Source organism: uncultured Tateyamaria sp. (genome assembly GCF_947496075.1).
GTDB lineage: Bacteria > Pseudomonadota > Alphaproteobacteria > Rhodobacterales > Rhodobacteraceae > Tateyamaria.
Genome location: NZ_CANMBJ010000006.1, coordinates 391143 through 414802, shown reverse-complemented (window position 1 = coordinate 414802; position 23660 = coordinate 391143). Strand labels below are relative to the sequence as shown.

26 protein-coding genes are annotated in these 23660 nt (G+C 59.0%); 8 read left to right on the top strand and 18 right to left on the bottom strand.

Features of this window, described 5'->3' with window-relative positions; genetic code table 11:
• Positions 1–79 precede the first annotated feature (79 nt).
• Complete coding sequence (locus Q1A51_RS20895; RefSeq protein ID WP_299602016.1) at positions 80–499, bottom strand: hypothetical protein; 420 nt, start codon at positions 497–499, stop codon at positions 80–82.
• Between the two features lie 221 nt (positions 500–720).
• On the opposite strand from Q1A51_RS20895, the gene Q1A51_RS20890 reads away from it, so the two are divergent.
• From Q1A51_RS20890 to Q1A51_RS20880, 3 genes are all read left to right on the top strand, one after another.
• Positions 721–927 carry a cold-shock protein gene (locus tag Q1A51_RS20890; RefSeq protein WP_299208486.1) on the top strand — a complete coding sequence of 69 codons (207 nt, stop codon included), beginning with the start codon at positions 721–723 and terminating at the stop codon, positions 925–927.
• Positions 928–1048: 121 nt separating this feature from the next.
• The gene (locus tag Q1A51_RS20885; protein WP_299602013.1) at positions 1049–1366 is read left to right on the top strand and encodes an antibiotic biosynthesis monooxygenase; all 318 of its coding nucleotides are present in this window, start codon (positions 1049–1051) and stop codon (positions 1364–1366) included.
• A 342-nt stretch (positions 1367–1708) separates the two neighbouring features.
• Positions 1709–2482 (top strand): hypothetical protein, encoded by a 774-nt coding sequence (locus Q1A51_RS20880; protein WP_299671505.1) that lies wholly within the window; start codon positions 1709–1711, stop codon positions 2480–2482.
• Here the strand turns inward: Q1A51_RS20880 and uvrB are convergent, their stop codons facing one another.
• Entirely contained in the window at positions 2483–4687 is a 2205-nt protein-coding gene (gene uvrB / locus Q1A51_RS20875; protein WP_299602007.1) for an excinuclease ABC subunit UvrB, read from the bottom strand.
• A gap of 95 nt (positions 4688–4782) precedes the next feature.
• Positions 4783–5934, bottom strand: coding sequence for an adenylate/guanylate cyclase domain-containing protein (locus tag Q1A51_RS20870; protein WP_299602005.1), 1152 nt, complete (start codon positions 5932–5934; stop codon positions 4783–4785).
• Positions 5935–6330: 396 nt separating this feature from the next.
• Between Q1A51_RS20870 and Q1A51_RS20865 the strand changes: the two genes are divergently transcribed.
• Positions 6331–6642 carry an ETC complex I subunit gene (locus Q1A51_RS20865; protein WP_299602808.1) on the top strand — a complete coding sequence of 104 codons (312 nt, stop codon included), beginning with the start codon at positions 6331–6333 and terminating at the stop codon, positions 6640–6642.
• A 43-nt stretch (positions 6643–6685) separates the two neighbouring features.
• On the opposite strand, the gene Q1A51_RS20860 is transcribed toward Q1A51_RS20865, so the two are convergent.
• From Q1A51_RS20860 to Q1A51_RS20810, 11 genes are all read right to left on the bottom strand, one after another.
• Positions 6686–6949, bottom strand: a complete 264-nt coding sequence (locus tag Q1A51_RS20860) for a hypothetical protein (RefSeq protein ID WP_299208472.1) — start codon at positions 6947–6949, stop codon at positions 6686–6688.
• A 118-nt stretch (positions 6950–7067) separates the two neighbouring features.
• A complete protein-coding gene (locus Q1A51_RS20855) occupies positions 7068–7268 on the bottom strand; it encodes a dodecin family protein (RefSeq protein ID WP_299602001.1) in 201 nt (66 codons plus the stop codon).
• Between the two features lie 132 nt (positions 7269–7400).
• Positions 7401–8393 (bottom strand): ABC transporter substrate-binding protein, encoded by a 993-nt coding sequence (locus Q1A51_RS20850; RefSeq protein WP_299601999.1) that lies wholly within the window; start codon positions 8391–8393, stop codon positions 7401–7403.
• 27 nt (positions 8394–8420) lie between these two features.
• The gene (locus Q1A51_RS20845) at positions 8421–9260 is read right to left on the bottom strand and encodes an ABC transporter permease (RefSeq protein WP_299601997.1); all 840 of its coding nucleotides are present in this window, start codon (positions 9258–9260) and stop codon (positions 8421–8423) included.
• On the bottom strand, positions 9257–10189 hold the full coding sequence (locus Q1A51_RS20840; RefSeq protein WP_299601995.1) for an ABC transporter permease subunit: 933 nt from the start codon (positions 10187–10189) through the stop codon (positions 9257–9259). The genes Q1A51_RS20845 and Q1A51_RS20840 overlap by 4 nt, the downstream gene beginning before the upstream one ends.
• 69 nt (positions 10190–10258) lie before the next feature.
• The gene (locus Q1A51_RS20835) at positions 10259–11032 is read right to left on the bottom strand and encodes an ABC transporter ATP-binding protein (protein ID WP_299601993.1); all 774 of its coding nucleotides are present in this window, start codon (positions 11030–11032) and stop codon (positions 10259–10261) included.
• A gap of 5 nt (positions 11033–11037) precedes the next feature.
• Positions 11038–11478: a hypothetical protein gene (locus tag Q1A51_RS20830; protein ID WP_299601990.1), complete on the bottom strand. Its 441-nt coding sequence runs from the start codon at positions 11476–11478 to the stop codon at positions 11038–11040.
• A complete protein-coding gene (gene hydA / locus Q1A51_RS20825; protein WP_299601987.1) occupies positions 11478–12938 on the bottom strand; it encodes a dihydropyrimidinase in 1461 nt (486 codons plus the stop codon). Before hydA ends, Q1A51_RS20830 begins: the two co-directional genes overlap by 1 nt.
• A 17-nt stretch (positions 12939–12955) precedes the next feature.
• Positions 12956–13279 carry a barstar family protein gene (locus tag Q1A51_RS20820; RefSeq protein WP_299602806.1) on the bottom strand — a complete coding sequence of 108 codons (324 nt, stop codon included), beginning with the start codon at positions 13277–13279 and terminating at the stop codon, positions 12956–12958.
• A gap of 88 nt (positions 13280–13367) precedes the next feature.
• Positions 13368–13688 carry a hypothetical protein gene (locus Q1A51_RS20815; protein WP_299601984.1) on the bottom strand — a complete coding sequence of 107 codons (321 nt, stop codon included), beginning with the start codon at positions 13686–13688 and terminating at the stop codon, positions 13368–13370.
• Positions 13685–14935 carry a Zn-dependent hydrolase gene (locus tag Q1A51_RS20810; protein ID WP_299601982.1) on the bottom strand — a complete coding sequence of 417 codons (1251 nt, stop codon included), beginning with the start codon at positions 14933–14935 and terminating at the stop codon, positions 13685–13687. The genes Q1A51_RS20815 and Q1A51_RS20810 overlap by 4 nt, the downstream gene beginning before the upstream one ends.
• Before the next feature lie 159 nt (positions 14936–15094).
• Between Q1A51_RS20810 and Q1A51_RS20805 the strand changes: the two genes are divergently transcribed.
• Complete coding sequence (locus Q1A51_RS20805; RefSeq protein WP_299601980.1) at positions 15095–15706, top strand: TetR family transcriptional regulator C-terminal domain-containing protein; 612 nt, start codon at positions 15095–15097, stop codon at positions 15704–15706.
• Between the two features lie 45 nt (positions 15707–15751).
• On the opposite strand, the gene preA is transcribed toward Q1A51_RS20805, so the two are convergent.
• Entirely contained in the window at positions 15752–17056 is a 1305-nt protein-coding gene (preA, locus tag Q1A51_RS20800; RefSeq protein WP_299601978.1) for an NAD-dependent dihydropyrimidine dehydrogenase subunit PreA, read from the bottom strand.
• 15 nt (positions 17057–17071) lie between these two features.
• The gene (locus tag Q1A51_RS20795; protein WP_299601976.1) at positions 17072–18394 is read right to left on the bottom strand and encodes an NAD(P)-dependent oxidoreductase; all 1323 of its coding nucleotides are present in this window, start codon (positions 18392–18394) and stop codon (positions 17072–17074) included.
• Positions 18395–18686: 292 nt separating this feature from the next.
• Between Q1A51_RS20795 and Q1A51_RS20790 the strand changes: the two genes are divergently transcribed.
• On the top strand, positions 18687–18893 hold the full coding sequence (locus Q1A51_RS20790; RefSeq protein WP_189367848.1) for a cold-shock protein: 207 nt from the start codon (positions 18687–18689) through the stop codon (positions 18891–18893).
• A gap of 208 nt (positions 18894–19101) precedes the next feature.
• Here the strand turns inward: Q1A51_RS20790 and Q1A51_RS20785 are convergent, their stop codons facing one another.
• Both Q1A51_RS20785 and Q1A51_RS20780 read right to left on the bottom strand, forming a co-directional pair.
• Entirely contained in the window at positions 19102–19716 is a 615-nt protein-coding gene (locus Q1A51_RS20785; RefSeq protein ID WP_299601973.1) for an SOS response-associated peptidase, read from the bottom strand.
• 2 nt (positions 19717–19718) lie between these two features.
• Entirely contained in the window at positions 19719–20354 is a 636-nt protein-coding gene (locus Q1A51_RS20780; protein ID WP_299601970.1) for an arylesterase, read from the bottom strand.
• A 50-nt stretch (positions 20355–20404) separates the two neighbouring features.
• On the opposite strand from Q1A51_RS20780, the gene Q1A51_RS20775 reads away from it, so the two are divergent.
• Together Q1A51_RS20775 and Q1A51_RS20770 are read left to right on the top strand one after the other, a co-directional pair.
• Complete coding sequence (locus Q1A51_RS20775) at positions 20405–21097, top strand: ABC transporter ATP-binding protein (RefSeq protein ID WP_299601967.1); 693 nt, start codon at positions 20405–20407, stop codon at positions 21095–21097.
• Complete coding sequence (locus Q1A51_RS20770; RefSeq protein ID WP_299601964.1) at positions 21094–23622, top strand: FtsX-like permease family protein; 2529 nt, start codon at positions 21094–21096, stop codon at positions 23620–23622. The genes Q1A51_RS20775 and Q1A51_RS20770 overlap by 4 nt, the downstream gene beginning before the upstream one ends.
• Positions 23623–23660: the final 38 nt, after the last annotated feature.

The window sequence follows — 23660 nt, the reverse complement described above, 5'->3', positions numbered from 1 at the left end:
ATGGTCTGCGGGGCTATGAAAATATGAAGCTATCTTAGCACGTCGAAGGACTACGCCGTAGTCGGGTATTCCTGACGTGTCAGGCGACGGGCGCGGTGGTGCAAGCGCGGAACTTCTGCACTTCGGGTGCAGCGCCTGTCAGCGAGACGGTGACAGCGGCCGTCTGGGTGAATGCGGTGGCGGTCGCGTTGAATTCGAGCCCATCCAACACGTTGCCAAAACCCACATCGGTGACCGTGAGTGTATTCGCTTCTGTGCTGTGGCGCGTTGTCGAGATCGTGTTGGGTTGTGCGCCATCAAAGCGGATGGAGAAGGCTGCCGCGTCGGGCCAGCCGTCGGGGCTCGTGACCGCTATGGCATAGAGGCGGGTGGCGTGGTCGTAGGTGACCGCGATGTCAACCGTCGGTTCGGTGTGTGAGAGGGTGCAGATGGGGGTTGGTGTGAACTCCCATGCGAGGGCTGGTGTGGTGAGAAAGATAAGAGGAAAAATAATACGCATGGCATGATGGTAGCGCAGTTTTGGGCCTGGTACACACCTGGACACGTCGGTCAGGCACAATCGAAAATGCTTGTGCTTTGGCTCCGAAGCTGTCAGGGCGGGCGCGCATAGCTATTCTACTCGATGTTCTGTTTTTCCTCACGGCACGCAGTCTCTCGATCATGACGACTACGCCGGACCGCTGCATCCTGTGAGCGGTATCAATTGAAGGAAGATATCACATGGCCACTGGCACAGTGAAATGGTTCAACACCACCAAAGGTTTCGGTTTCATCGCTCCTGATGGCGGCGACAAGGACGTGTTCGTCCACATCTCGTCCGTCGAGCGTTCCGGTCTGACCGGTCTGGCAGACAACCAGAAGGTCACTTTTGACCTGGAATCCGGCCGTGACGGCCGCGAGAGCGCAGTGAACATCGCTCTGGTGTAAGGGGGATGGTGGGATAAAGCCCCACCCTACCCGTTTGAGATTTGGCGCGGCGTCCGAAAGGAGGCCGCGTTTTTTTGTGCGGTGCCAATTTCTGCTATGATGGATGTGTAGGAGGAGACAGATGCTCAAAATTGATCCCGCCGCCAATTGCCAGACCGTCATCACCACGTTCGAATGTTCCCCCGGCACCTGTGCCGACCTGCTGGACAAGTTGCAGGGGGCATACGCTGACTTCATCTCGCACCAGCCGGGGTTCATTGCCGCCGGGCTGCATGTGAACGACGCGCAGACGCGGATTGCCAATTACTCGCAATGGCAACGGCGCGAGGATTTTCAGGCGATGCTACGAACGGAGGAGATGCGGGAACGGAACCGGGAGATTGCGGGGCTGTGCACGCGGTTCGAGCCGGTGATGTATGAAGTGGCGGGGGTGTTTTGAAAACGGTTGGTCTGAAGAGATGAGGGCAGCGACCGACCTGGTGGGCGCTTTGATCGGTTTGGTCGGCGTGATTGCCTCAAAGCGTGGAAGTCGGGTGGGTTGCGAAGACCCTCGCCAATAGCGCCCTCCGGGGGGAGGTCGGGCGCTGACCGGCAGTGCCGCCGGGCAATTGCACTTCACAATTTTATTCACGTAAGTGTATTTATGAATTGAAAAAAACTTGAGGCTGGCGTGAAATCAAAAACTGATTTGTTCGAAAACGAAGGGCCATCACAAGAGTATTGCGCGCTCAGACGATCAGACTGGGGCCCAGATGTCGAAAAACGGAAAAGACTCAACTCAATGTACAAACGTCACCACCAATGGCTGGATGAGAGTTGGTTAAACCGGTTTCTAGACAAGGAATTTCATCAAAGGTCATGGGAACTTCTGATCGCTGACACTCTTTGTTCTTTGGGTTTTGAGTTTGGTGACGAAAGCGGAGATGAGGGCCCTGACTTCGTCGGACGTTTGTTTGGAATAGATGTTACCGTTGAATGCGTTTCTTACTCACCGGGTCAAGAAGGCAAACCGTTTTCAGTTCCAAGAACAAATTACGAATACAGAAGCGGTATAGAAGCTATGGGTCACAAAAAGGGGGATGGCTATCCTTCTTTTTTGCATTGGAACGAAATTAGCCTAAGGGTGTCCAATGCGTTCAAAGCAAAGGTGCTACAGCTACAACAGCACAAGAGCTCAGGCTTCACTTCTCGCATTCATCTGATTGCGATTGGAAACGGCGGGGTCAAGCCCGGAATGGTTCATGACAACCTTCCACATGACGATGCAATTTGGAGGCTTTTTCTACCATTTAAAGCGACAGGTATAATTGATTTGGACACCGGGGAACACGGCATAGCTCGCGAAACTGACACACCAAAAGATAAACGCGTCGTCGAAAAACCATTTTTGATGGAGGGGGCAAAAGGTGTGGCAGGCGTATTGTTCGGAACAACTCTTTTCTCCGCTGGCCATATGCCTTGGGAAGACAAGCTATATTGGGTGCGCAACCCGTACGCAGACCACTTTTTCGATATACCCGAGAGCCCGGTTTTAGACTCTTTGGTCGGCTGTTAATTACCTCTTCCGCCGCTTCACATTCCCGCCCCGCTGACCAGCCCGCCCCGCCGTTGACCGACCCGACGCCTTCTGCGCGTCGTCCACGGCCTTTTCCACCGCGTATTGCCGCGCCAGCGGATCATCCGCCACAACCAAGTCCACCGTTTCCAGCCGTTTGACCTCATCCCGCAAACGCGCCGCTTCTTCGAACTCCAGGTTCTCAGCCGCCTTGCGCATGTCGGCGCGGAGGCCGTCGAGCACCGCTTGCAGGTTGCCACCCGCCATCTGGTTGTCGATCTTGGCGGTGACGCGGTTCATGTCCGTGTCGCCTTGATACAGACCCGCCAGCACATCCTCGACGTTCTTTTTCACCGTCTCGGGCGTGATGCCGTGTTCTTTGTTATAGGCTTCCTGCTTGGCGCGGCGGCGGTTGGTTTCGGCCAGTGCACGCTCCATCGAGCCGGTGATCTTGTCGGCGTACATGATCACGCGGCCATCGGCGTTCCGGGCGGCGCGGCCGATGGTTTGGACGAGGGAAGTTTCGGAGCGCAGGAACCCTTCCTTGTCAGCATCCAGGATTGCGACCAGACCGCATTCGGGGATGTCGAGCCCTTCGCGCAGCAGGTTGATGCCGATCAGCACGTCGAAGGCGCCAAGCCGCAGGTCGCGCAGTATTTCGATCCGCTCGAGCGTGTCGATGTCGGAGTGCATGTAGCGGACGCGGATGCCCTGTTCGTGCATGTATTCCGTCAGATCCTCGGCCATGCGCTTTGTGAGCGTGGTGCAGAGGGTGCGCATGCCTTGCTTGGCGACCTTCTGGACCTCGTCCAACAGATCATCGACCTGCATTTCAACGGGGCGGATTTCGACCGGCGGATCCAAAAGGCCAGTGGGGCGGATGACCTGTTCGGTGAAGACACCGCCGGTCTGTTCGATTTCCCACGCTGCGGGGGTGGCCGAGACGAAGACGGATTGGGGGCGCATGGCGTCCCATTCCTCGAACTTGAGGGGGCGGTTGTCCATGCAGGACGGCAGGCGGAAGCCGTGTTCTGCCAGCGTGAATTTGCGCCGATAGTCGCCTTTGTACATGCCGCCGATCTGGGGGACCGAGACGTGGCTTTCATCCGCAAAGACGATGGCGTTGTCGGGGATGAACTCAAAGAGGGTGGGGGGCGGTTCACCGGGCGCGCGCCCCGTGAGGTAGCGCGAGTAGTTTTCGATGCCGTTGCAGACGCCGGTGGCTTCGAGCATTTCAAGGTCGAAGTTGGTCCGTTGTTCGAGCCGTTGCGCTTCGAGCAGCTTGCCCTCGCCCACCAGTTGATCGAGCCGGACCTTGAGTTCTTTTTTGATGCCGATGATGGCCTGGTTCATCGTTGGCTTCGGGGTCACGTAGTGCGAGTTGGCGTAGACCCGGATGTGGTCGAGCGTGTCGCATTTTTCGCCAGTGAGCGGGTCGAATTCGGTGATGTTTTCTAGTTCTTCGCCGAAGAAGGACAGTTTCCATGCCCGGTCTTCAAGGTGGGCCGGGAAGATTTCGAGGCTGTCGCCCCGCACCCGGAAGCTGCCCCGTTGGAAGGCGTGGTCGTTGCGTTTGTATTGTTGCGCCACCAGATCCGCGATGACCTGTCGCTGGTCGTATTCCTTGCCCACCTTGAGGTCCTGCGTCATCGCCCCGTAGGTCTCAACGCTGCCGATGCCGTAGATGCACGAGACGGACGCCACGATAATCACGTCGTCGCGTTCCAGCAGCGCCCGCGTGGCCGAGTGGCGCATACGGTCGATCTGTTCGTTGATCTGGCTTTCTTTTTCTATGTAGGTGTCTGATCGCGCCACGTAAGCTTCGGGCTGGTAGTAGTCGTAGTAGCTGACGAAGTATTCGACGGCATTGTCGGGAAAGAACCCTTTGAACTCGCCATAAAGCTGGGCCGCGAGGGTCTTGTTGGGCGCGAGGATGATGGCCGGGCGCTGTGTTTCCTCGATCACCTTGGCCATGGTGTAGGTTTTACCGGTGCCCGTTGCGCCCAAGAGCACTTGATCGCGGTCGCCGCCCATGACGCCTGCGCTCAATTCCTTGATCGCCGTAGGCTGGTCGCCTGCGGGCTGGAATTCTGTGTTCATCACCAGTTGCTTGCCGCCTTCGAGCTTGAGGCGCTTGCGAACATCCTCGGCCGCGTTGGCGAGATAGGTGACGGGTTCGGAGGAATCGGTGTGTGCGTAGGCCATGCACGTTTATCTGTTGTGCACGTGTCCTGATGCAAGGGGCACTGCTGCCAGTTCGTGACAGGAGTGGACACTCGGACCACAATAATCGGTAGCGGTCAAATTCCGATCGGGGCGTGCAACGCCATCGGAGCGTCCATCCCTTTCAACACTTCGGTGCCGACATGGCGTGTGGCTACCCCGGCGATGCGGGCCACCGGGGCAGAGATCAGCACCGGTTCGTCCAAGCGTCCGCAAAACGCCTCGACCCGGCTGGCGATATTCACCGACTGGCCCAATATAGTAAAATCGATCCGCTCGCGCGCACCCACATTGCCATAAAGCAACGCTCCATAATGGATGCCTGTGCCAAAGGGCACTGGCAAATCGGCAAGCTTTGCAATGCCAAGGGCCGCATGGGCGGCACTGATCGCCTGACGGCAAGCCTTCACCTGCCCCGCGTCAGTCCCATCCGAGGGAAAGAGAGCCAGCACACCGTCACCCAGAAACTTCAGAATTTCGCCATCGTTGTTGTCGATGGCATCTGACATGACTTCGAAATAGCGGTTGGCCACGTCGAGGGCGTGCTCGGCTGATTGGGTTGTATTCAGCGCGGTCCACCCGCGAATGTCCGAAAAAAGAATGGCCGCTTCAGTCTGTTCGATATCACCTCGGGTGATCTGGCCGTTCAGCACACGTTGACCGGTTCGCGGGCCGAGGTAGCTTTGGGCAATGGCCGTCGCGAGATGGAAATTGCCGTGCGCCTCGGCAATCGGGGCAATGGCCGTCGCGAGCGTATCAATCAGAACGATATCATCCTCAGTAAACCCCTCCGGGTCTTCGGACACCAGCATCAAGATGCCCCCGGCCCCCTCAACGAAATCGAGCGGAACACCATAATAGTCTGTCCCCCCGCGACGCTGCAATTCGTGCAACACGACGTGATCCTCTGGCCCGAGTGGTTCCCGAAGGCTGCGCCGGAACGGTTTTCGGGTCTGCCCGATATATTCCATCGGACTGCCCACATAGGAGGATCGCGTCTCCAGCCCTTGCGGCGCTGTGAACTGGACGATGGGACCACCACCATGTTCCCAAAGAAAACTGAGCGCAGCAGTCAAAGGATGTGTTGTCCGCATCCCAAGCCGCACGCGCATCAACGCCATCCCTTCATCCCGCAACCGCAGGCCAAGACCGTCAACAAGGACCTGAAGACCTTTCATGCGACCATGGGTCAGGATCCAGTTGAGATGCGGTTCAGCGTTCCAAGCCATTGTGCAAAGGTGGAGCAGTCAATGGATAACGCAAGGTCTGGCGTCACTCGTCACAATTGCCAGCACTGTCACAATTGTGACGGTTCAATCGGTGTCGGCGGTAAGCCAAGTCGGATTCAAATTTGCAGGCTGTCCGCCTTCAACTTCGCCTCCCGACGCTGCAAAATGCCCGTCTGAACTTTGAGCGATCTGTTATCGGCCGTCGTATTCGCGAGCGTTTTTTACTTGCGTCCCAGTCGCTTTTCGACGGCAGCGCGGGCAATGTCCGCAGCGGTCTGGGCCGCGCCGCCATTCTATGCAAATGTCACCTCGGACCTGCGTGGTGAGGCGAAATCACACCTTGCCCTGTGGCGTTCGATTGACGATATGTGTGCTGTCGATTGCCGGAGAACCAAAATGCGCGCACGCATCTACCAGCCAGCCAAGACGGCTATGTCGTCTGGTACAGCCAAGACCAAGCACTGGGTGCTGGAATTTGCACCGGCGTCTGCCCGGTCAGTGGATCCGTTGATGGGCTGGACGTCGTCTTCGGACACACAGGCGCAGGTGAGTATGTCATTTGACACGAAAGAGGCTGCACTGGACTACGCCAAGGAACATGGCATCGACGCTCAGGTCCAGGAGCCCAACAAGCGCAAGGCAAATATCCGTCCCGGCGGATATGGCGAAAACTTCGCGACCAACCGGCGCGGGACTTGGACGCACTAGCGTTTGCTCAATAGCATCACGCTCGAACGATCCGAGGCGTGGACTAGAGCAGATATGCCCAAACAAACACCACGGGCAGCGCGCATGTAAACGCGATCATGAACAGCTTTGCCGCGTGACTGACCTTGCCAAACCGGCCGTCGCCAAGCGCACCTTCGCCATAGTTCATCGCGGCCGACATCACGATGTATCCTTGGCGCTCCCGCTCCATCTTGGCCCGATTGATTGACGTCAGTGCCGCATTATATCGGGCGTCCTGACGTGCTTGTTCATCAAGGTTCGGTTGCAGGTTTTCCATGTGTGTCATGTGATGCGCGCTCCGTTTGTTGGGTGACGAGATGGAGCACACACCGATCAAGTCCACATTGTGCGACAAAAAAGGCCAACCCGAAGGCTGGCCGTTTTGTTGCGCGTGAAACCCCGTGTCACTGCAGGATGAATGTCACCTTCAGATTCACCCGGTATTCAGCGATCTTGCCGTCCTGGACAATGGCTTTCTGGTCCTGAACCCACGCGCCCTCGACATTTTTCAGCGTCTCGCAGGCACGTTTCACACCCTGCTCTACCGCGTCTTCAAAACTGGAGTTGGAACTGGCGATGATTTCGGTCACTCGTGCGACTGACATGGTCTTCTCCCTTTTCCTGTGCTGACCCGTTCAGGCTAGCGCACAGGCAGAGCACCGGGATTGACATATCGCATGACGGACCACCGTCGGCGAAACCGGGCCACCCGAGATAGGGTGGCCCGGATACTGTTCTTAGGACCCGCCAAGCGCCTTGTCGGTGATCTGATGCGTCCACGCACCCTCGGGTGCTGCGGAAATCACAGGGTCCGACCCGCCCGACAGCAGCGACTGCACGGTGCGCTCGTAATCTGCTGGCAAAAGCGCACCATTCGAGCCCGCAGTCAGCTTGGCCACTTCACCCATCATACGCTTTTGATGCTTTTCGGTCTGGGCCCCGGTCTCATCATATTCCAACACGATCTCGGCGGCCTCGTCCGGGTTCTCTTCTGCGTATTTCCAGCCTTTCATCGAGGCACGGACAAAACGGACCATCTTGTCTTCAAAAGCGGGGTCAGTGAGGTTCTCCTCAAGCACATAGAGCCCGTCTTCGAGCGTTGCGACGCCATTATCTTCGTATTTGAACACGGTCAGATCGTCGGGCGACAGTCCTGCGTCGATCACCTGCCAATACTCGTTGTAGGTCATGGTGGAGACGCACGCCGCCTGCCCGTTCAGGATCGGGTCGACGTTAAAGCCCTGTTTCAGCACTTCGACACCTGCATCCGATCCATCGGTCGGGATCTCAAGCTGGCTCATCCACGACAGGAACGGGAATTCGTTGCCAAAGAACCAGACACCCAGCGTCTTGCCCGGGAAGTCTTCGGTGGTTTCGACACCCGCATCCTTGCGGCAGGTCAGCATCATACCGGACGACTTGAACGGTTGCGCGATGTTCACCATCGGCAGGCCCTTTTCACGGGCAGCCAGGGCGGCTGGCATCCACTCCACCGTCACATCAGCGCCGCCACCGGCCAGCACCTGTGTGGGCGCGATGTCAGGACCGCCAGGCTTGACGGTGACGTTCAGGTCTTCCTCACCATAGAACCCTTTTTCCAGCGCCACATAGTAGCCCGCGAACTGGGCTTGAGTGACCCACTTCAGTTGCAGCGTGACGTCATCTGCCGCCATGGCTGCACCGGCGACGAGCGATAGTGCCGCGGCTCCGAATGTTGCTTTGATCTTCATGATACCCTCCAAGGTGATTACAGTTTTTTATCCGCGTTGTGACGGGTGCCAAAAGGTCACCCGCTTTTCGATCCAGGCCACGATGCCATAGAATGCCGTCCCCGCCAAAGCGGCCACCGCGATCTCAGCCCAGACAAGGTCGATGCTCAAGCTTCCCACGCCGGTCGAGATGCGGAAACCCATACCGCGTGTAGGGGAGCCGAAATATTCGGCAACGATGGCCCCGATCAGGGCCAGCGTGGTGGCGATTTTCAGACCGTTGAAAACGAACGGCATTGCCGCGGGCAATCTCAGGCGGAACAGGGTTTGCCAGTATCCGGCTGCATATGTCCGCATCAGATCGCGTTGCATGGCCGAGGCTTCGTTCAATCCTTGCACGGTGTTCACAAGGATCGGAAAGAAGACCATGACCACCACAACCGCTGCCTTCGACTGCCAGTCGAAACCAAACCAGTTCACCATGATCGGCGCGATGCCAACAATGGGCAAAGCCGCAACGAAGTTGCCGATAGGCAGCAGGCCCCGCGTCAGAAAAGCAGACCGGTCGATCAGGACCGCCGCGACAAAGGCCGCGATTGCCCCGATGGCAAAGCCGCGCAGCGCGCCCTTGACCACGGTTTGCCCAAAATCGATCCACAGAATGTCGGTGGAGGCGGCAAAGGTCTGCGCCACGGTCGAGGGCGCGGGCAGGATCACGGGCGAGATGCCGAAGCCACGCACCAGCGCCTCCCATATGACCAATAGCGTCAAACCAAAAATCACCGGGATGGCTATCCGAACCGCCCGGTTGTCGCCACGATGAGCCAACCAGTTGTTCAACGCCCAGCCGCCTAGCCAGACCAGCAGCGCAAGGATCAGCCAACTCATGTGGCCATCCCCATGCGCTTCAGCGTGACACGCTGTATCGCGTCCAGCAGAGTGACCAAAGCGCCCGCCAGAACAGCCGCCGCAAACAGCGCCGACCAGATGGCCAGAGGCGTGCCGAACTGGTCCCCGATCAGGATGCGTGCGCCAAGACCGCTGATGGCCCCCGTCGGCAGCTCGCCCACGATGGTACCAACCAGCGCCGCTGCGATACCGACTTTGAGAGAGGTGAACAAATACGGCACCGAAGCCGGTAGGCGCAGGCGTAGAAAACTCTGCAAACCGCTGGCGTTGTAGGTTCGAAGCAGGTCCAGCTGGGACGTTTCCGGCGCGCGCAGCCCCTTCACCATGCCCACCAGCACAGGGAAAAAACATAAGTACGCCGAGATGATGGCCTTGGGCACACCACGCCCCTCAATCCCCACCTGGCTCGACAAAACGATGATCATTGGTGCCAGTGCCACGATGGGGATGGTTTGACTGATGATGGCCCAAGGCATCAGACTCAGCTGTGCCGTGCGGGAATAGACAATGGCCACCGCCCCCAAGATGCCCAGAAGCGTCCCAAGGGCAAAGCCCCAAAGCGTTGACTGCAAGGTAATCCAGCCATGATAAATCAGCCCACGTTTGGACCATGGCCGGCCTTTGGCAATCATGGCACCCGTAGTCTTCCACAACTCCTGTCCCACCTGCGCAGGCGTTGGAAGGCGTGGACGGTCAAGCGCATAGCCCAGCCCGACATGTTCGGAATTGTTCAGCATCAGCTGCCAGACCGACACCTCGCGCCGCGGTACGGACCCCTCAGGCACAACCACCTCGCCTGCCCGCTCGACCTGATCCAAGGCCACGCGTACATTCATGGGAGCCACGGCCAGATACCAGATGCCCACGATAACGGCCAAAACGGTCAGGACAGGGAGCACGGATCGCATCAAACGATCCCCTGCTTCATTTCGCCGGATAAACCGCCCCCGGAGGGTCGTTTTGCCAAGGGTCCCAGATCAATCATAGGCATGCCCCGCCCGCAGCCCATCCCGCACCCGGTGCGCAATCTCCAGAAACTCCGGCGTTTCGCGAATATCCAGCGGACGCTCACGCGGCAATGTGCTTTCAATCACATCCGTGATCCGACCGGGCCGGGGCGACATCACCACGATCTTGGTCGACAGGTACACCGCCTCTGGGATTGAGTGGGTGACAAAGGCGATGGTCTTCTCTGTCCTGGCCCAAAGCTGCAAAAGCTGCTCGTTCAGGTGATCACGCACGATCTCGTCCAGCGCGCCAAAGGGTTCGTCCATCAGCAATATGTCTGCGTCAAAGGCCAGCGCCCGCGCAATCGACGCGCGTTGCTGCATACCGCCAGATAGCTGCCACGGAAACTTCTTCTCGAACCCCGACAGTTCAACCAGCTCCAAAGTCCGCGCCACCCGCTCGGCTTGCTCGGCCCTGGAATAGCCCATGATCTCCAAAGGCAGCGAGATGTTCCGCCCAATGGTCCGCCACGGGTACAGCCCCGCCGCCTGAAACACATAGCCATAGGCCCGCGCCTTGCGCGCTTCCTCCGGTGTCGTGCCATTGACCGTGATGGAGCCGCCAGTAGGTTGTTCGAGGTCCGCCATGCAGCGCAGAAACGTGGTCTTGCCACAACCCGATGGACCGATGAAGGAGACGAAATCGCCCTTCTCGATGTCCAGCGACACGCCCTTGAGCGCATGGACCGGACCGTCGTTGGTTTGAAAGGTCAAATCGAGGTCTTGGGCGGAGATGACAGTCATGTCCCCTAAATCTCCACAGTGATCATACCGCGCTCCTGATCGACCAAACCGGCGACAAAGTCCTCGAACCCCTGGACAAATTGCTGAATGTGCTGCGCCCCATCGGATGGATTGGTGCCAGTTTCAAAAGGATAGATCTTGCCAGCGATTTCCGCATCCCAGTCGGCAGAAGCCAACCTTTCCATCACCGGCACGTCTTTCATTCGACGCAATAGCATGGCCACATCCTCAGGTAAGAACCCCCTCAGTGCGGCGTCCGCAATCTCAATACAATCCGAGGTATAAAGTCCGCGCCTGCCGGGATCGGCACCGATCAAATGACCCAACACAGGTGCGGACTTATCAAGGTCTAATTGGGCGTCTGCTTCGAACCCGGGATCGCCGTCATTTATAAGTGCCAAAGCCATTTCGCGCGAAACGGAATAGAGCGTCGTTCTGATTCCCATCAAATCCCCGCCGGAATGTTCAGCGGATCGCGTTCGATCATCTTGGGCGCCGTCAGCGCCTTCCACTTCGACAGCGCCACCGACGCCGACGGGAATGCAGGGCGCGGCACGAACTTGCCCCGGCCGGGGGACGGTTGAGAGTTCTGACCCCACGCCCAAATCACCTCACCCCGGCTCAGCGTATAGCGCGACTGCGCCGTCACCTCGAACCCGTCGAACACGTTGTAATCCAGCACCGAGTGGTGGTTGGCGGGCGAGATCGTCTTGGTGATCTTCGGATCCCATACCACAACATCGGCATCCGCGCCTTCGACCAGCGCACCCTTCTTGGGATAGATATTCAGGATCTTGGCCACGTTGGTCGAGGTCACAGCAACGAATTCGTTGGGCGTCAGCCGTCCCGTCTCCACCCCTTCTGTCCAGAGCACGGCCAACCGTTCCTCCAGCCCGTTCGAGCCGTTCGGAATGATCCGGAAATCGTCACGGCCTGCGCGTTTCTGCTCTGTGTTGAAGGCGGCGTGGTCTGTAGCTACGACCTGCAGCGATCCAGCCTGCAGACCGGCCCAAAGCGAATCCTGGTGGTCCTTCGACCGGAAGGGCGGCGACATTACACGACGGGCAGCGTGGTCCCAATCGGTGTTGAAATACTCGCTCTCATCCAGCGTCAGGAACTGGATCAGCGGCTCGCCATAGACACGCATACCCTTCTGCCGCGCCCGGCGGATCGCCTCGTGCGCCTGCTCGCAAGACACGTGTACGATGTAAAGCGGCACGCCCGCCGCGTCGGCGATCGTAATGGCGCGGTTGGCCGCCTCACCCTCAAACTCGGGTGGGCGAGAATAGGCGTGGCCCTCCGGCCCCGTGATCCCCTGATCGAAATACTTCTGCTGCATCTCGGCCACCAGATCGCCATTCTCGGCATGAACCATGGGTAGCGCGCCCAACTCGGCGCAACGCTTGAAGGACGCGAACATCTCGTCATCCTCGATCATCAAGGCCCCCTTGTAGGCCATGAAATGCTTGAAGGAATTCACACCCATATCGACGGCATCCTTCATTTCGTTGAAGATGCTCTCGTCCCAACCGGTGATGGCCATGTGATAGCCAACGTCCGAGCAAATCTGCGGCGCAGACTTGCGGTGCCATTCGTTGATTGCGTTCTTGATGGACCCATCGGCACCCGGCAGGCAGAAGTCCACGATCATAGTGGTCCCACCGACCGCCGCAGCCCATGTGCCGGACTCGAATGTCTCGGCAGCAGTGGTGCCCATAAAGGGCATCTCAAGATGCGTATGCGGGTCGATCCCGCCGGGAATGACGTAGGCACCTTCGGCGTCGATATACTCGTCGCCCACCAAGTCCTCGCCGATCTGCTTGATGGTCTCACCCTCAATCAGCACATCGGCTTTCCAGGTCCGGTCCGCTGTGCAGACCATCCCACCTTTGATCACCTTGGTCATGTCAGTTCTCCCTTGTCCTAGTCGCGATACGACAGAGCAAGCACAGCACCCTGCCCCATTTCAATGCGTCGCCAATTTACGAATGCGGTGTGATCAGCAAGCGTATCCCAAATCTCCGGTGCATCACGTTTCATCGCCTTTGCGTTTTCAATCTGCAGAGTTAGGCACTTTCCGGGCTCTACATGAACTTTTGTCATCCCTGCTTCAGGATCATCCAAATCTGTCATGCAATCGATCCACGCATTGCCATTGCGACCGTAAAATTCCGGAAACCCAAATGCAGCAGCAAATACGTCGTGAAAATCCGAGACGGACCTGATGGAGCCTCCGTCAATCTCCACTATCGGTGCTAGGTCGCTCACCTTGTTTCTCCTCTGTCAGCTGTTTCTTCTGACGAAAAATACCACGGGGTCTGGGGCAGAGCCCCAATCAAACAGATGCAAAACACCCCAACGCTGGCCCATGCACGCCAATGTCCAAAGGCCCGAAATCACTCTCCACGCACAACGAAAAGTACCCGGCGCGCGGTAAGTATACCACGCGATAGGCGCCGTCGCTGCGTGTCACGGTCCAGCAGCGCTGCGTGATGCCACCGCTGAAATTCACCGTCGTCTCGAACGGCTGCACCAAAGCGTCTTCAAAGGCCTGCACAAGCGTTCGCTCCGCCTCCGTCCCGCGCGGCGCATCTAGCGCTTCTGCGGCCACCAGATCGGCGATGCGGTCGACAAGGCTGAGGTCCGGGTCTATCACCCGACGATCTCCGCCGTTTCCACAACCGCATGCATCAGAACGTCGGCACCGGCTGATGCCCAATCCTTGGATATCTCTTCCGCTTCATTGTGGCTGAGGCCATCCACGCAAGGGCACATAACCATGGCAGTGGGCGCAACCTGGTTGATCCAGCACGCATCATGCCCGGCCCCAGAAATGATATTCTGATGACTATAGCCCAACCGTTCCGCTGCTGACCGCACTGCTGTCACACACCCATCGTCAAAGGCCACGGGATCGAAGCCGCCAACCTTCTCAAAACTGATGGTCAATCCCATCTCGTCAACGATCTTCTGACCCTCGACACGCAGTCGTGCCTCCATGTCCTCGATCACACTCAACTCCGGCGACCGGAAATCGACGGTAAAGACCACCTTGCCCGGGATTACGTTGCGCGAATTCGGATAGACATCGATGTGACCTGCAGCCCCGACTGCATGGGGGGCATGAGACCACGCGATCTCATCCACCTTTTCCAACACCCGCGCCATACCGAGGCCAGCATTCTTGCGCATCGGCATGGGGGTCGAACCGGTGTGGCTGTCTTTCCCTTCAATGGTCACTTGGGTCCACGAAAGACCCTGCCCGTGGGTGACAACACCAATATCCTTGCCTTCGGCCTCAAGGATCGGCCCCTGTTCGATGTGCAGTTCAAAGAAGGCATGCATCTTGCGCGCGCCCACCTCTTCGTCGCCACGCCAGCCGATACGCTTCAATTCGTCGCCAAACTTCTTGCCCTCCGCATCCGCGCGGTCATAGGCCCAGTCTTGCGTATGAATGCCGGCGAACACGCCGGACGACAGCATCGCGGGGGCGTAGCGCGTGCCTTCCTCGTTGGTGAAGTTGGTCACGACGATCGGGTGCTTCGTTTTCACATCCAGATCGTTTAGCGTCCGAATAATCTCCAACCCGCCCAACACACCAAGCACCCCGTCATATTTGCCGCCTGTGGGCTGTGTGTCGAGGTGGCTGCCCACATAAACCGGCAGCGCATCGGGGTCTGCGCCCTCACGCCGCGCAAACATGTTGCCCATCTGGTCCAGACCCATGGTACAGCCCGCCGCCTCGCACCACTCTTGGAACAAAGCGCGCCCTTCGGCATCTTCATCTGTCAGGGTCTGGCGGTTGTTGCCACCCGCCACGCCGGGACCAATCTTGGCCATCTCCATCAGGCTATCCCACAGCCGGTCTCCGTTGATCCGAAGATTTTCGCCCGGTGCCGCCATGTGATGTCCCCTTTTGCCGATGGTCATCCACTTTTTGACCAATTGGTAAAGCTACGATTGCCAGCCAACGCTTTTCTGTCAAGAACTGCTTTCAACAGAATTGCCCAAGCGACATGCATCTGCCTAGACTTGCAGCAGACCTAGACACTAGGATCACCCATGCCCGACGGTACGTCGAAAAAACCCAGCCGCATTCAGATGCGCAACCGCAGCCTGATCCTTGATGCTGCACTGGATGTCTTTTCGGCGCATGGCTATCGCGGAGCAACACTCGACCAGATTGCCGACGCGGCGGGTTTGTCCAAGCCCAACATCCTCTATTACTTCTCTGGCAAAGAAGAAATTCATGTCACTCTTCTAAACCAATTGATGGAGACATGGCTCGATCCGCTCGTCGAAATGGATGCCTCAGGTGATCCAATGACTGAACTGCTGGGTTATGTGCAACGCAAGCTGGATATGGCCCGTGATCTACCCCGCGAAAGCCGACTGTTCGCGGGGGAAATCCTGCAAGGCGCGCCCCGGATGCTTCCTCATCTGCGGGCCGATCTGAAACCGCTGTTTAACGAGAAATGCGCCGTTATACAGACGTGGATGGATGAGGGCAAACTTGCACAGGTCGATCCGCGCCACCTTGTATTTTCGATATGGGCCACAACACAGCACTATGCAGATTTCGACAGCCAGGTGCGCGTGCTGCTAGATGACGAACCACATGGCAGCGCGGCGCGCTTTCTGGATCAGATGTATCGCAGCTTGCTCGCACCCTGAAAACTCTGCGCGTTCCCAATGCGAGCAAGCTTATTATCCGGTGTCCTACTCCGCTGCCGTTGCAGACGGATTATTGGGGTGCGTGGTCCAGTTCGCATAGTCCGGCTCAACCACCTTACCTGTACGAGGGTCAGTAAGACCCGGCTCCATAGCCTCCATCGTGATGCAGTTCTCTACCGGGCAGACGTTAACGCACAGGTTGCAGGCTACGCACTCATCATCAATCACTTCGAACACGCGGTCTTCGGACATCGATATTGCCTGGTGGGACGTGTCCTCGCACGCTGCGTAACAACGGCCGCAAGAGATGCAGAGATCCTGGTTGATCTTCGCCTTGCTCACGTAGTTCAGGTTCAGATACTGCCAGTCCGTCACGTTCGGGACAGCACGGCCCACCAGTTCATCCACAGATGCGAAGCCCTTTTCGTCCATGTAGTCAGACAGGCCCGAAATCATCTCTTGCACGATCTTGAAACCGTAAGTCATGGCCGCCGTGCAGACCTGAACATTGCCAGCGCCAAGGGCAAGAAACTCCGCCGCGTCCTTCCAGGTGGTCACCCCTCCAATGCCGCTGATAGGCACATCACGCAGCGAAGGATCACGCGCGATCTCGGCCACCATATTCAGGGCGATAGGTTTCACCGCGGGCCCACAATACCCGCCATGCGCACCTTTGCCGTCAATCGTGGGCTCAGGCGAAAACAGGTCCAGATCTACAGATGTGATCGAGTTGATCGTGTTGATCAGCGACACGGCGTCGGCGCCGCCCGATTTAGCGGCGGCAGCTGGCTTGCGAACATCGGTAATGTTTGGCGTCAGCTTAACTATTACGGGCATGCGTGTGTGTTTCTTCACCCATCGCGTCACCATCTCGATGTATTCAGGCACTTGGCCGACAGCGCTGCCCATACCGCGCTCGGACATCCCGTGCGGGCAGCCGAAATTCAGCTCGACGCCGTCGGCACCTGTGTCTTCGACCAATGGCAAGATACGGGCCCACGGGTCTTCCTCACACGGAACCATCAGCGACACGACCATCGCCCGATCAGGGTAGTCACGTTTGACCGCCTTGATCTCTTGCAGGTTTACCTCAAGAGGTCGGTCCGTGATCAACTCGATATTGTTCAGGCCCAGAAGCCGTCGATCGGCACCGTAGATCGCACCATAGCGCGGCCCATTGACGTTGACGACAGGTGGTCCTGCTTCGCCCAGCGTCTTCCAGACGACACCACCCCACCCGGCCTCGAATGCACGGCGTACATTATATTCTTTGTCAGTCGGCGGCGCAGAGGCCAACCAGAACGGGTTGGGTGACTTGATCCCGATGAAATTGCTTTGAAGGTTTGCCATCTGTCTCTCCTCCGCTCAGCCTACCAGGCTGGCATGAATGTCCATCGCCGCATCGCGCCCTTCGGCCACGGCGGTCACAGTCAGGTCATCACCACCCGAGGCACAATCACCTCCGGCCCAAACGCCAGCAACCGACGTACGACCAGCGCCTGTCACTGCAATCTTGCCCTTTTCAAGATCAGGCAGTCCATCGCCAACAAGCGTTTGACCAATGGCACGCAGTACCTGATCCGCCGGAATACGGGTGGTTTCACCGGTGCCGGTCATGTCGTCGGTCACGTATTCGAATTCGATCTCTTGGACTGCACCGTTGCCGTACAGCGCCTTGGGCACAACGTTCGTCATGATCCGAACGCCCTTGGACGCTGCAAGGTCCTGCTCAAAGACACTCGCATTCATCCGATCCCGTCCACGTCGATAGGCCAGCGTCACATTCAAAGCACCCAGCAGTTTGGACTGCACGGCCGCGTCCACGGCCGTCATACCGCCGCCGATCACCACAACATCGCGACCAACCGGCAACGCACCCAAGTCGGATGACTGCCGCAGGTTGGCGATGAAATCGACGGCGTCCGACACACCTGCCTTATCGCCCCCCTCCACATCCAATGCGTTCACGCCACCCAGACCCATCCCGAGAAAGACCGCGTCGAAATCCGATTTAAGCTGATCAAGTGTCACATCCACACCCAACGCTTTGCCGTGTTCAAGCGTGATGCCCCCAATCTGAAGCAACCAATCCACCTCGGCCTGCGCAAAGTCCTCGGGCGCCTTGTAGGCCGCGATCCCGTACTCGTTCAGCCCGCCGGCCTTGGCCCGTGCATCATAGACGGTCACGTCATGACCCAGCATGGCCAACCTGTGGGCACAGGACAGACCCGCAGGTCCCGCCCCCACCACGGCCAGCGTCTTGCCGGTGACCGCAGCGCGGGAGAACGGATGAATACCCTGCTCTTGCAAATGATCCGTAGCGTAACGCTGAAGCTCGCCGATCTTGACAGGCTTGCCTTCGGCCAACTCGCGCACACAGGCTTCTTCGCACAGCGTTTCGGTTGGGCACACACGGGCGCACATGCCGCCCATTATGTTCTGGCTCAGAATCGTCTTGGCGGCTGCGTCCGGTGTTCCGGTCGCGATCTGGCGGATGAACAGCGGGATGTCGATGTCAGTCGGGCATGCCGTGACGCAAGGTGCGTCATGGCAGAAGTAACAGCGATCCGCCGCAACAAGGGCTTCATGCGGATCAAGGGCTGGATGCAGGTCCGAAAAATTCTCGGAATATGCGGCATCATCCAAACGGCCCGCCGCCACACCCGGTGAGAAAGGAGATTGCGTCATGTCCGCTCCATCGCAACATTTGTTCGCTTGAAACGGTCTCACAGGTTCAAAATTTTATCAACTGGTAAAAAAGTGAGCGCTACCCACAATGCACACGCTTGCACAAAGAAGCGGCACTTTGCCGGAATCCGAAAAGCCTTGGGGAAGGTCTTGCAATGCCGCCAAACGGTGCCATATGTCGCCTTGCTACATCATCTATCGACCCACTGCTCCTTTCGGCTCAGTCACTCGATCTATTGACAACGCCAAGGCTGCCGCATGTTGCGGGCAGCACAACACAGGAGTACCGACGATGGCCAACGGCACCGTCAAGTGGTTCAACACAACCAAAGGCTACGGCTTTATCGCACCCGAAGATGGCGGCAAAGACATCTTTGTTCACATCTCGGCAGTCGAGCGTTCGGGCCTCACCGGTCTGGCAGACAACCAGAAGGTCACATTCGACCTGGAATCCGGTCGTGATGGCCGCGAAAGCGCAGTAAACATCGCTCTGGCCTGATCGGTCTGAGGATACACCAGTTTCGAGCGGTGCATCTCACGATGCGCCGCTTTTTTTGTTCGTATTCGGAGGGCGTTAGGCACGGACAAGTCCCGGAAAAAGATACCAAGCCCGTCAACCTACTTCTTCTGACAAGAAATACGGCGGGGAGTCGCGGCAGCGACGGGGCAGAGCCCCCAAAAAATCGTGTCGCGCAGCGGCAATTGGATCACGGCCCGTCCCAATCCACACCGACCGCCTCTTCGATATGCAAGCGCCCATCGGGCCACGGCTGCATCAACGCTTTCGCGGCGTCCAGATCATCATCCATCCACGTGTGAACATCTTCAAGCGCCAGCAACACGCCCATCCGGTGGTGGATCGGTGCCACGTCGCCATTCGGCTCACAGGTCACGGCGGCCACCTGCGGCACTTGCAAACCACCCGGCGCCGTCCAAACATCTGTGATCGCGGCGAAATACAGAAAACCGCCCTCCTTGGGTGCAATCCGCCACGCGGTCTTGCGCCGCTTCTCACCTGTCCACTCATACCAGCCATTGACCGGGATCACGGCGCGACCAACACCATCAAAGGCTGACTTGTCGAACACCGTCTCGGACCGCGCGTTGATGATCTGCTCCATCACCGGACGGCCCCGTGCATTCACCCGTCCCACAGGCACAATGCCCCACCGCATACGTTTCAAAGCGCCGTCAAATACGATGATCTCCTGACCGGGCGAGACGTTGTGACGGGCAGGCTCATTGTCAACTGTCCCCGCGGGGACACCGAGGGCCGTCGCCAAATCCGACACGAGGTCCGTGAAAAAGAACCGCCCGGGCATCCCTATTCAACCCGCGCAATCAAAGCCTGCACGCTTGGTGCCAAACCCTCGACAATCCGCGCGACACCTTCCGCATTGGGGTGAATGCCATCCGGTTGCATGAAGTTTTGGACATCCGCCGGAGCCGTGTCAGGTCCACCGAGTCCCGCGAAAAAGCTTTCGGCGTACAGAGTGTCGAATGACTGGGCGATGTCCGGGTACATCGCATCAAACGCCTGTTTGTAATCTGGGCCATAGTTTCCAGGAGACTGCATACCCACGACCAACACCTCGACCCCCGCGTCGCTTGCAGCCTGCACAATGCCTTCAAGATTGGCTCGGCTCACTTCGGGTGCGATCCCCCTCAACAGGTCATTGCCACCAAGCGTCACAATCATCGCGTCCACCTCGGGTGTCAGTGTCCAGGCCATCCGGCTCAAGCCACCTTGGGTCGTATCGCCGGATACACCTGCATTGATGATGTCCACATCATGGCCCGCATCCTCCAGCCACGCCTCAAGCTGCGGCACGAACCCCTGTTCGACAGGAAGGCCGTAGCCCTGGGTCAGGCTGTCGCCCAACGCCGCTATGGTCACCGGCTCAGCCCATGCCGCTCCAGCCCATAGACTGAAGACAATTGCACCTGTCACCTTGCCCATGTTGATCCGATCTCCATATGACCCCGTAGACGATATAAAGGCCGCCGAGCATGCCCGATCCAGCCCTGTCACTTAAAAATGCAGCACTCAGCCTCGATGGCAATGCCGGGCGGGTGGATATCCTGCACGGCATCACACTGGACATCGCAAAAGGCGAGACCGTCGGACTGGTGGGTCCATCAGGGTCGGGCAAGTCCTCCTTGCTCATGGTGATGGGTGGATTGGAGCGGGCGACAGGCGGCACAATCACCGCGCTCGGCCAAGACTTGACCAACATGAACGAAGACGCGCTCGCCCGCTTTCGCCGCGGCCATATGGGGGTGGTGTTTCAAAGCTTTCACCTGATCCCGACCATGACCGCCCTTGAAAACGTGGCGACACCCCTTGAGCTTGCGGGGGCGCGTGGTGCGTTCGACAGGGCCGAAGCCGAGCTTGAGGCAGTCGGCCTCGGGCACCGCGGCGGTCACTACCCAAGCCAGATGTCGGGGGGAGAGCAGCAGCGGGTGGCGCTGGCCCGCGCCCTCGTAACACGGCCCGAGATTCTGCTTGCGGATGAACCCACCGGAAACCTCGATGGCGCCAATGGGCAGGCAATCATGGATCTCCTCTTTGCCCTGCGCGACCGGCATGGGGCGACGCTGGTGCTTGTCACCCACGCGCCCGACCTTGCTGCCCGCTGCGACCGCGTGATCCGACTGGCCGATGGCCGGATCGAAGGGCCGGTGAAGGCTGCCGCTGAATGAGCATCGCAACATCTGCCCGCTTTGCCCGCCGCGAATTGCGCGGAGGTCTGCGCGGTTTTCGCATCTTTCTGGCGTGTCTTGCCCTTGGTGTTGCTGCCATCGCGGCGGTCGGCTCGGTCCGCTCGGCCATTGAGGCCGGTCTGGAGCAGGAAGGTGCAGCATTGCTGGGTGGCGATGCCGAACTGGATTTCACATATCGCTTTGCCACCGACGCTGAACGCACATGGATGGAAGAGGTCGCTGACACCGTATCGGAGATTGCTGATTTCCGGTCCATGGCCGTGGTTGATCGAAATGGGGAAACGGAGCGCGGGCTGACGCAGATCAAGGCGGTCGATGGCGTCTATCCCCTTGTCGGCGCAGTGGAGTTAACCCCCGACATGCAACTGCCGGACGCGCTTGCGGGTGCAGATGGCCTGCCCGGTGCGGTGATGGAAAATGCCCTGATCGACCGACTGGGCTTGGTCATCGGCGATACATTCCGTCTTGGCACACAGGATTTCGTGCTGATGGCAACGCTCGCGCGCGAACCCGACAGCGCAGCAGGTGGTTTTGGCCTTGGGCCACGCACAATCGTGCTGCGCAGCGCGCTTGAGAATGCCCAACTCCTCGCTCCGGGCACATTGTTCAATTCCAAGTACCGGCTGGACCTGCCCGATGGCACGGGCCTTGCCACGTTGGAAGCACAGGCACGTAATCAGTTCGAAGCCACTGGCATGCGGTGGACAGACGCACGCAACGGCGCGCCCGGTGTGGCCGAGTTCGTTGACCGCTTGGGCGCGTTCCTCGTTCTGGTCGGCCTGTCCGGTCTCGCCGTGGGTGGGGTTGGCGTATCAGCCGCGGTACGCGCCTACCTCGCTGGCAAAACCTCTGTCATTGCGACCTTGCGGACACTGGGGGCCGAGCGTCGCATCATCTTTCAAACCTACTTCTTGCAAATTGGCGTGCTGTCCCTGTTGGGCATCATCATTGGCCTTGCTCTGGGCGCGATCCTCCCTGTCGCCCTTGCACCGATCATTGAGGCCCGCTTGCCCATCCCGGCCAGTTTCACGATCTATCCAGCCCCCTTGTTCGAAGCAGCGATCTACGGGCTGTTGACCGCCTTTGTGTTCACCCTGTGGCCGCTGGCCCGGGCCGAGGATGTGCGGGCCGCCACCCTGTTCAGGGATGCACTGGACAAGGCGCGGCTGCTTCCCCGTCCAAACTATCTGCTCTGGATCGGCCTTGGACTTGGCGCGCTGATTGGCATCGCCGGTGTGTTTTCCGGGACATGGAGGCTGACATTGTGGACGGCAGGCGGGATCGCATTTGCACTGTGCCTGCTCGCTCTTGCTGCGACACTGATCCGCTGGCTGTCACGCAAGATCGCACCGCGGGCCAAGGGGCGCCCGGCCCTGCGGTGGGCGCTCGGAGCTATCTCGGGCACGCGCGAAGGGGCGGCATCAGTGGTCTTGTCCCTTGGCCTAGGCCTGTCGGTCCTTGCAGCCGTGGGGCAGATCGATGGCAACCTGCGCAACGCGATCACGGGCAACCTGCCCGACGTGGCGCCCAGCTATTTCTTCGTCGACATCCAGCGCGACCAGATGCAGGGCTACACCCAGCGGCTGGAAAGTGACCCGGCCGTCAGCCGCATCGAAAGTGCCCCGATGCTGCGCGGGATCATCACGCAAATCAACGGTCAGCGCGCGGCAGACGTGGCGGGCGATCACTGGGTTCTGTCGGGCGATCGGGGCGTCACCTATTCCGAAGCACCTTCGGAAAACACGCGGATCACCGATGGTGAATGGTGGCCCGAAGGGTATTCAGGCACACCACAGATCAGCTTTGCCGCGGAAGAGGCGGAAGAAATGGGGCTGTCCATCGGTGACAGTATGACCATCAACATTCTGGGCCGCGACATCACCGGCACCGTCACGTCGTTCCGCGAGGTCGATTTTTCCACCGCAGGCATCGGCTTTATCCTGTCGATGAACCCATCCGCCTTGCAGGGCGCACCCCACACATTCATCTCGACCGTCTATGCCGAGGATCAGGCGGAAACCCAGATCCTGCGCGACATCGCAAACGCCTACCCCAACGTGACGGCCATCCGTGTCCGCGACGCCATCGACCGGGTGAGCGAGGTGCTCTCGGGCCTCGCCGCGGCAACGTCCTATGGCGCGGCGGCAACGCTTCTGACCGGCTTTCTGGTCCTGATCGGTGCGGCGGCGGCGGGCACGCAGGCCCGCACCTATGAAGCGGCAGTTCTCAAGACACTGGGCGCGACACGCCAACGCATCCTGCTCAGCTTTGCCACCCGGGCAGCGCTCTTGGGCCTTGGTGCTGGCGCGGTCGCCTTGGCTGCCGGGATCGCGGGTGGTTGGGCTGTCAGCACCTACGTGATGGAAACCGATTTCACGGTGATCTGGCCGTCCGCCTTTGCCATCGTGATCGGCGGGGTTTCGGCCACACTGATTGCTGGTCTTGCCTTTGCCTGGGGTCCACTCGCGGCACGGCCTGCCCAGGTGTTGCGCGGACGAGAATAAGCCGCGTTGCGGTGCTGCGACCAAGCGTGGCACACCCG

Excerpts from the sequence above, each read along its gene's own strand:
- Q1A51_RS20890 (WP_299208486.1), top strand. The coding sequence starts at position 721 with ATGGCCACTGGCACAGTGAAATGGTTCAACACCACCAAAGGTTTCGGT.
- Q1A51_RS20830 (WP_299601990.1), bottom strand. The coding sequence starts at position 11,478 with ATGGGAATCAGAACGACGCTCTATTCCGTTTCGCGCGAAATGGCTTTG.
- Q1A51_RS20780 (WP_299601970.1), bottom strand. The coding sequence starts at position 20,354 with ATGGGCAAGGTGACAGGTGCAATTGTCTTCAGTCTATGGGCTGGAGCG.
- Q1A51_RS20855 (WP_299602001.1), bottom strand. The coding sequence starts at position 7,268 with ATGTCAGTCGCACGAGTGACCGAAATCATCGCCAGTTCCAACTCCAGT.
- Q1A51_RS20885 (WP_299602013.1), top strand. The coding sequence starts at position 1,049 with ATGCTCAAAATTGATCCCGCCGCCAATTGCCAGACCGTCATCACCACG.
- Q1A51_RS20770 (WP_299601964.1), top strand. The coding sequence starts at position 21,094 with ATGAGCATCGCAACATCTGCCCGCTTTGCCCGCCGCGAATTGCGCGGA.
- uvrB (WP_299602007.1), bottom strand. The coding sequence starts at position 4,687 with ATGGCCTACGCACACACCGATTCCTCCGAACCCGTCACCTATCTCGCC.
- Q1A51_RS20840 (WP_299601995.1), bottom strand. The coding sequence starts at position 10,189 with ATGCGATCCGTGCTCCCTGTCCTGACCGTTTTGGCCGTTATCGTGGGC.
- Q1A51_RS20870 (WP_299602005.1), bottom strand. The coding sequence starts at position 5,934 with ATGGCTTGGAACGCTGAACCGCATCTCAACTGGATCCTGACCCATGGT.
- Q1A51_RS20775 (WP_299601967.1), top strand. The coding sequence starts at position 20,405 with ATGCCCGATCCAGCCCTGTCACTTAAAAATGCAGCACTCAGCCTCGAT.
- Q1A51_RS20865 (WP_299602808.1), top strand. The coding sequence starts at position 6,331 with ATGCGCGCACGCATCTACCAGCCAGCCAAGACGGCTATGTCGTCTGGT.
- Q1A51_RS20805 (WP_299601980.1), top strand. The coding sequence starts at position 15,095 with ATGCCCGACGGTACGTCGAAAAAACCCAGCCGCATTCAGATGCGCAAC.
- Q1A51_RS20845 (WP_299601997.1), bottom strand. The coding sequence starts at position 9,260 with ATGAGTTGGCTGATCCTTGCGCTGCTGGTCTGGCTAGGCGGCTGGGCG.
- Q1A51_RS20790 (WP_189367848.1), top strand. The coding sequence starts at position 18,687 with ATGGCCAACGGCACCGTCAAGTGGTTCAACACAACCAAAGGCTACGGC.
- Q1A51_RS20795 (WP_299601976.1), bottom strand. The coding sequence starts at position 18,394 with ATGACGCAATCTCCTTTCTCACCGGGTGTGGCGGCGGGCCGTTTGGAT.
- Q1A51_RS20895 (WP_299602016.1), bottom strand. The coding sequence starts at position 499 with ATGCGTATTATTTTTCCTCTTATCTTTCTCACCACACCAGCCCTCGCA.
- Q1A51_RS20850 (WP_299601999.1), bottom strand. The coding sequence starts at position 8,393 with ATGAAGATCAAAGCAACATTCGGAGCCGCGGCACTATCGCTCGTCGCC.
- preA (WP_299601978.1), bottom strand. The coding sequence starts at position 17,056 with ATGGCAAACCTTCAAAGCAATTTCATCGGGATCAAGTCACCCAACCCG.
- Q1A51_RS20835 (WP_299601993.1), bottom strand. The coding sequence starts at position 11,032 with ATGACTGTCATCTCCGCCCAAGACCTCGATTTGACCTTTCAAACCAAC.
- Q1A51_RS20880 (WP_299671505.1), top strand. The coding sequence starts at position 1,709 with ATGTACAAACGTCACCACCAATGGCTGGATGAGAGTTGGTTAAACCGG.
- Q1A51_RS20860 (WP_299208472.1), bottom strand. The coding sequence starts at position 6,949 with ATGACACACATGGAAAACCTGCAACCGAACCTTGATGAACAAGCACGT.
- Q1A51_RS20810 (WP_299601982.1), bottom strand. The coding sequence starts at position 14,935 with ATGGCGGCACCGGGCGAAAATCTTCGGATCAACGGAGACCGGCTGTGG.
- Q1A51_RS20785 (WP_299601973.1), bottom strand. The coding sequence starts at position 19,716 with ATGCCCGGGCGGTTCTTTTTCACGGACCTCGTGTCGGATTTGGCGACG.
- hydA (WP_299601987.1), bottom strand. The coding sequence starts at position 12,938 with ATGACCAAGGTGATCAAAGGTGGGATGGTCTGCACAGCGGACCGGACC.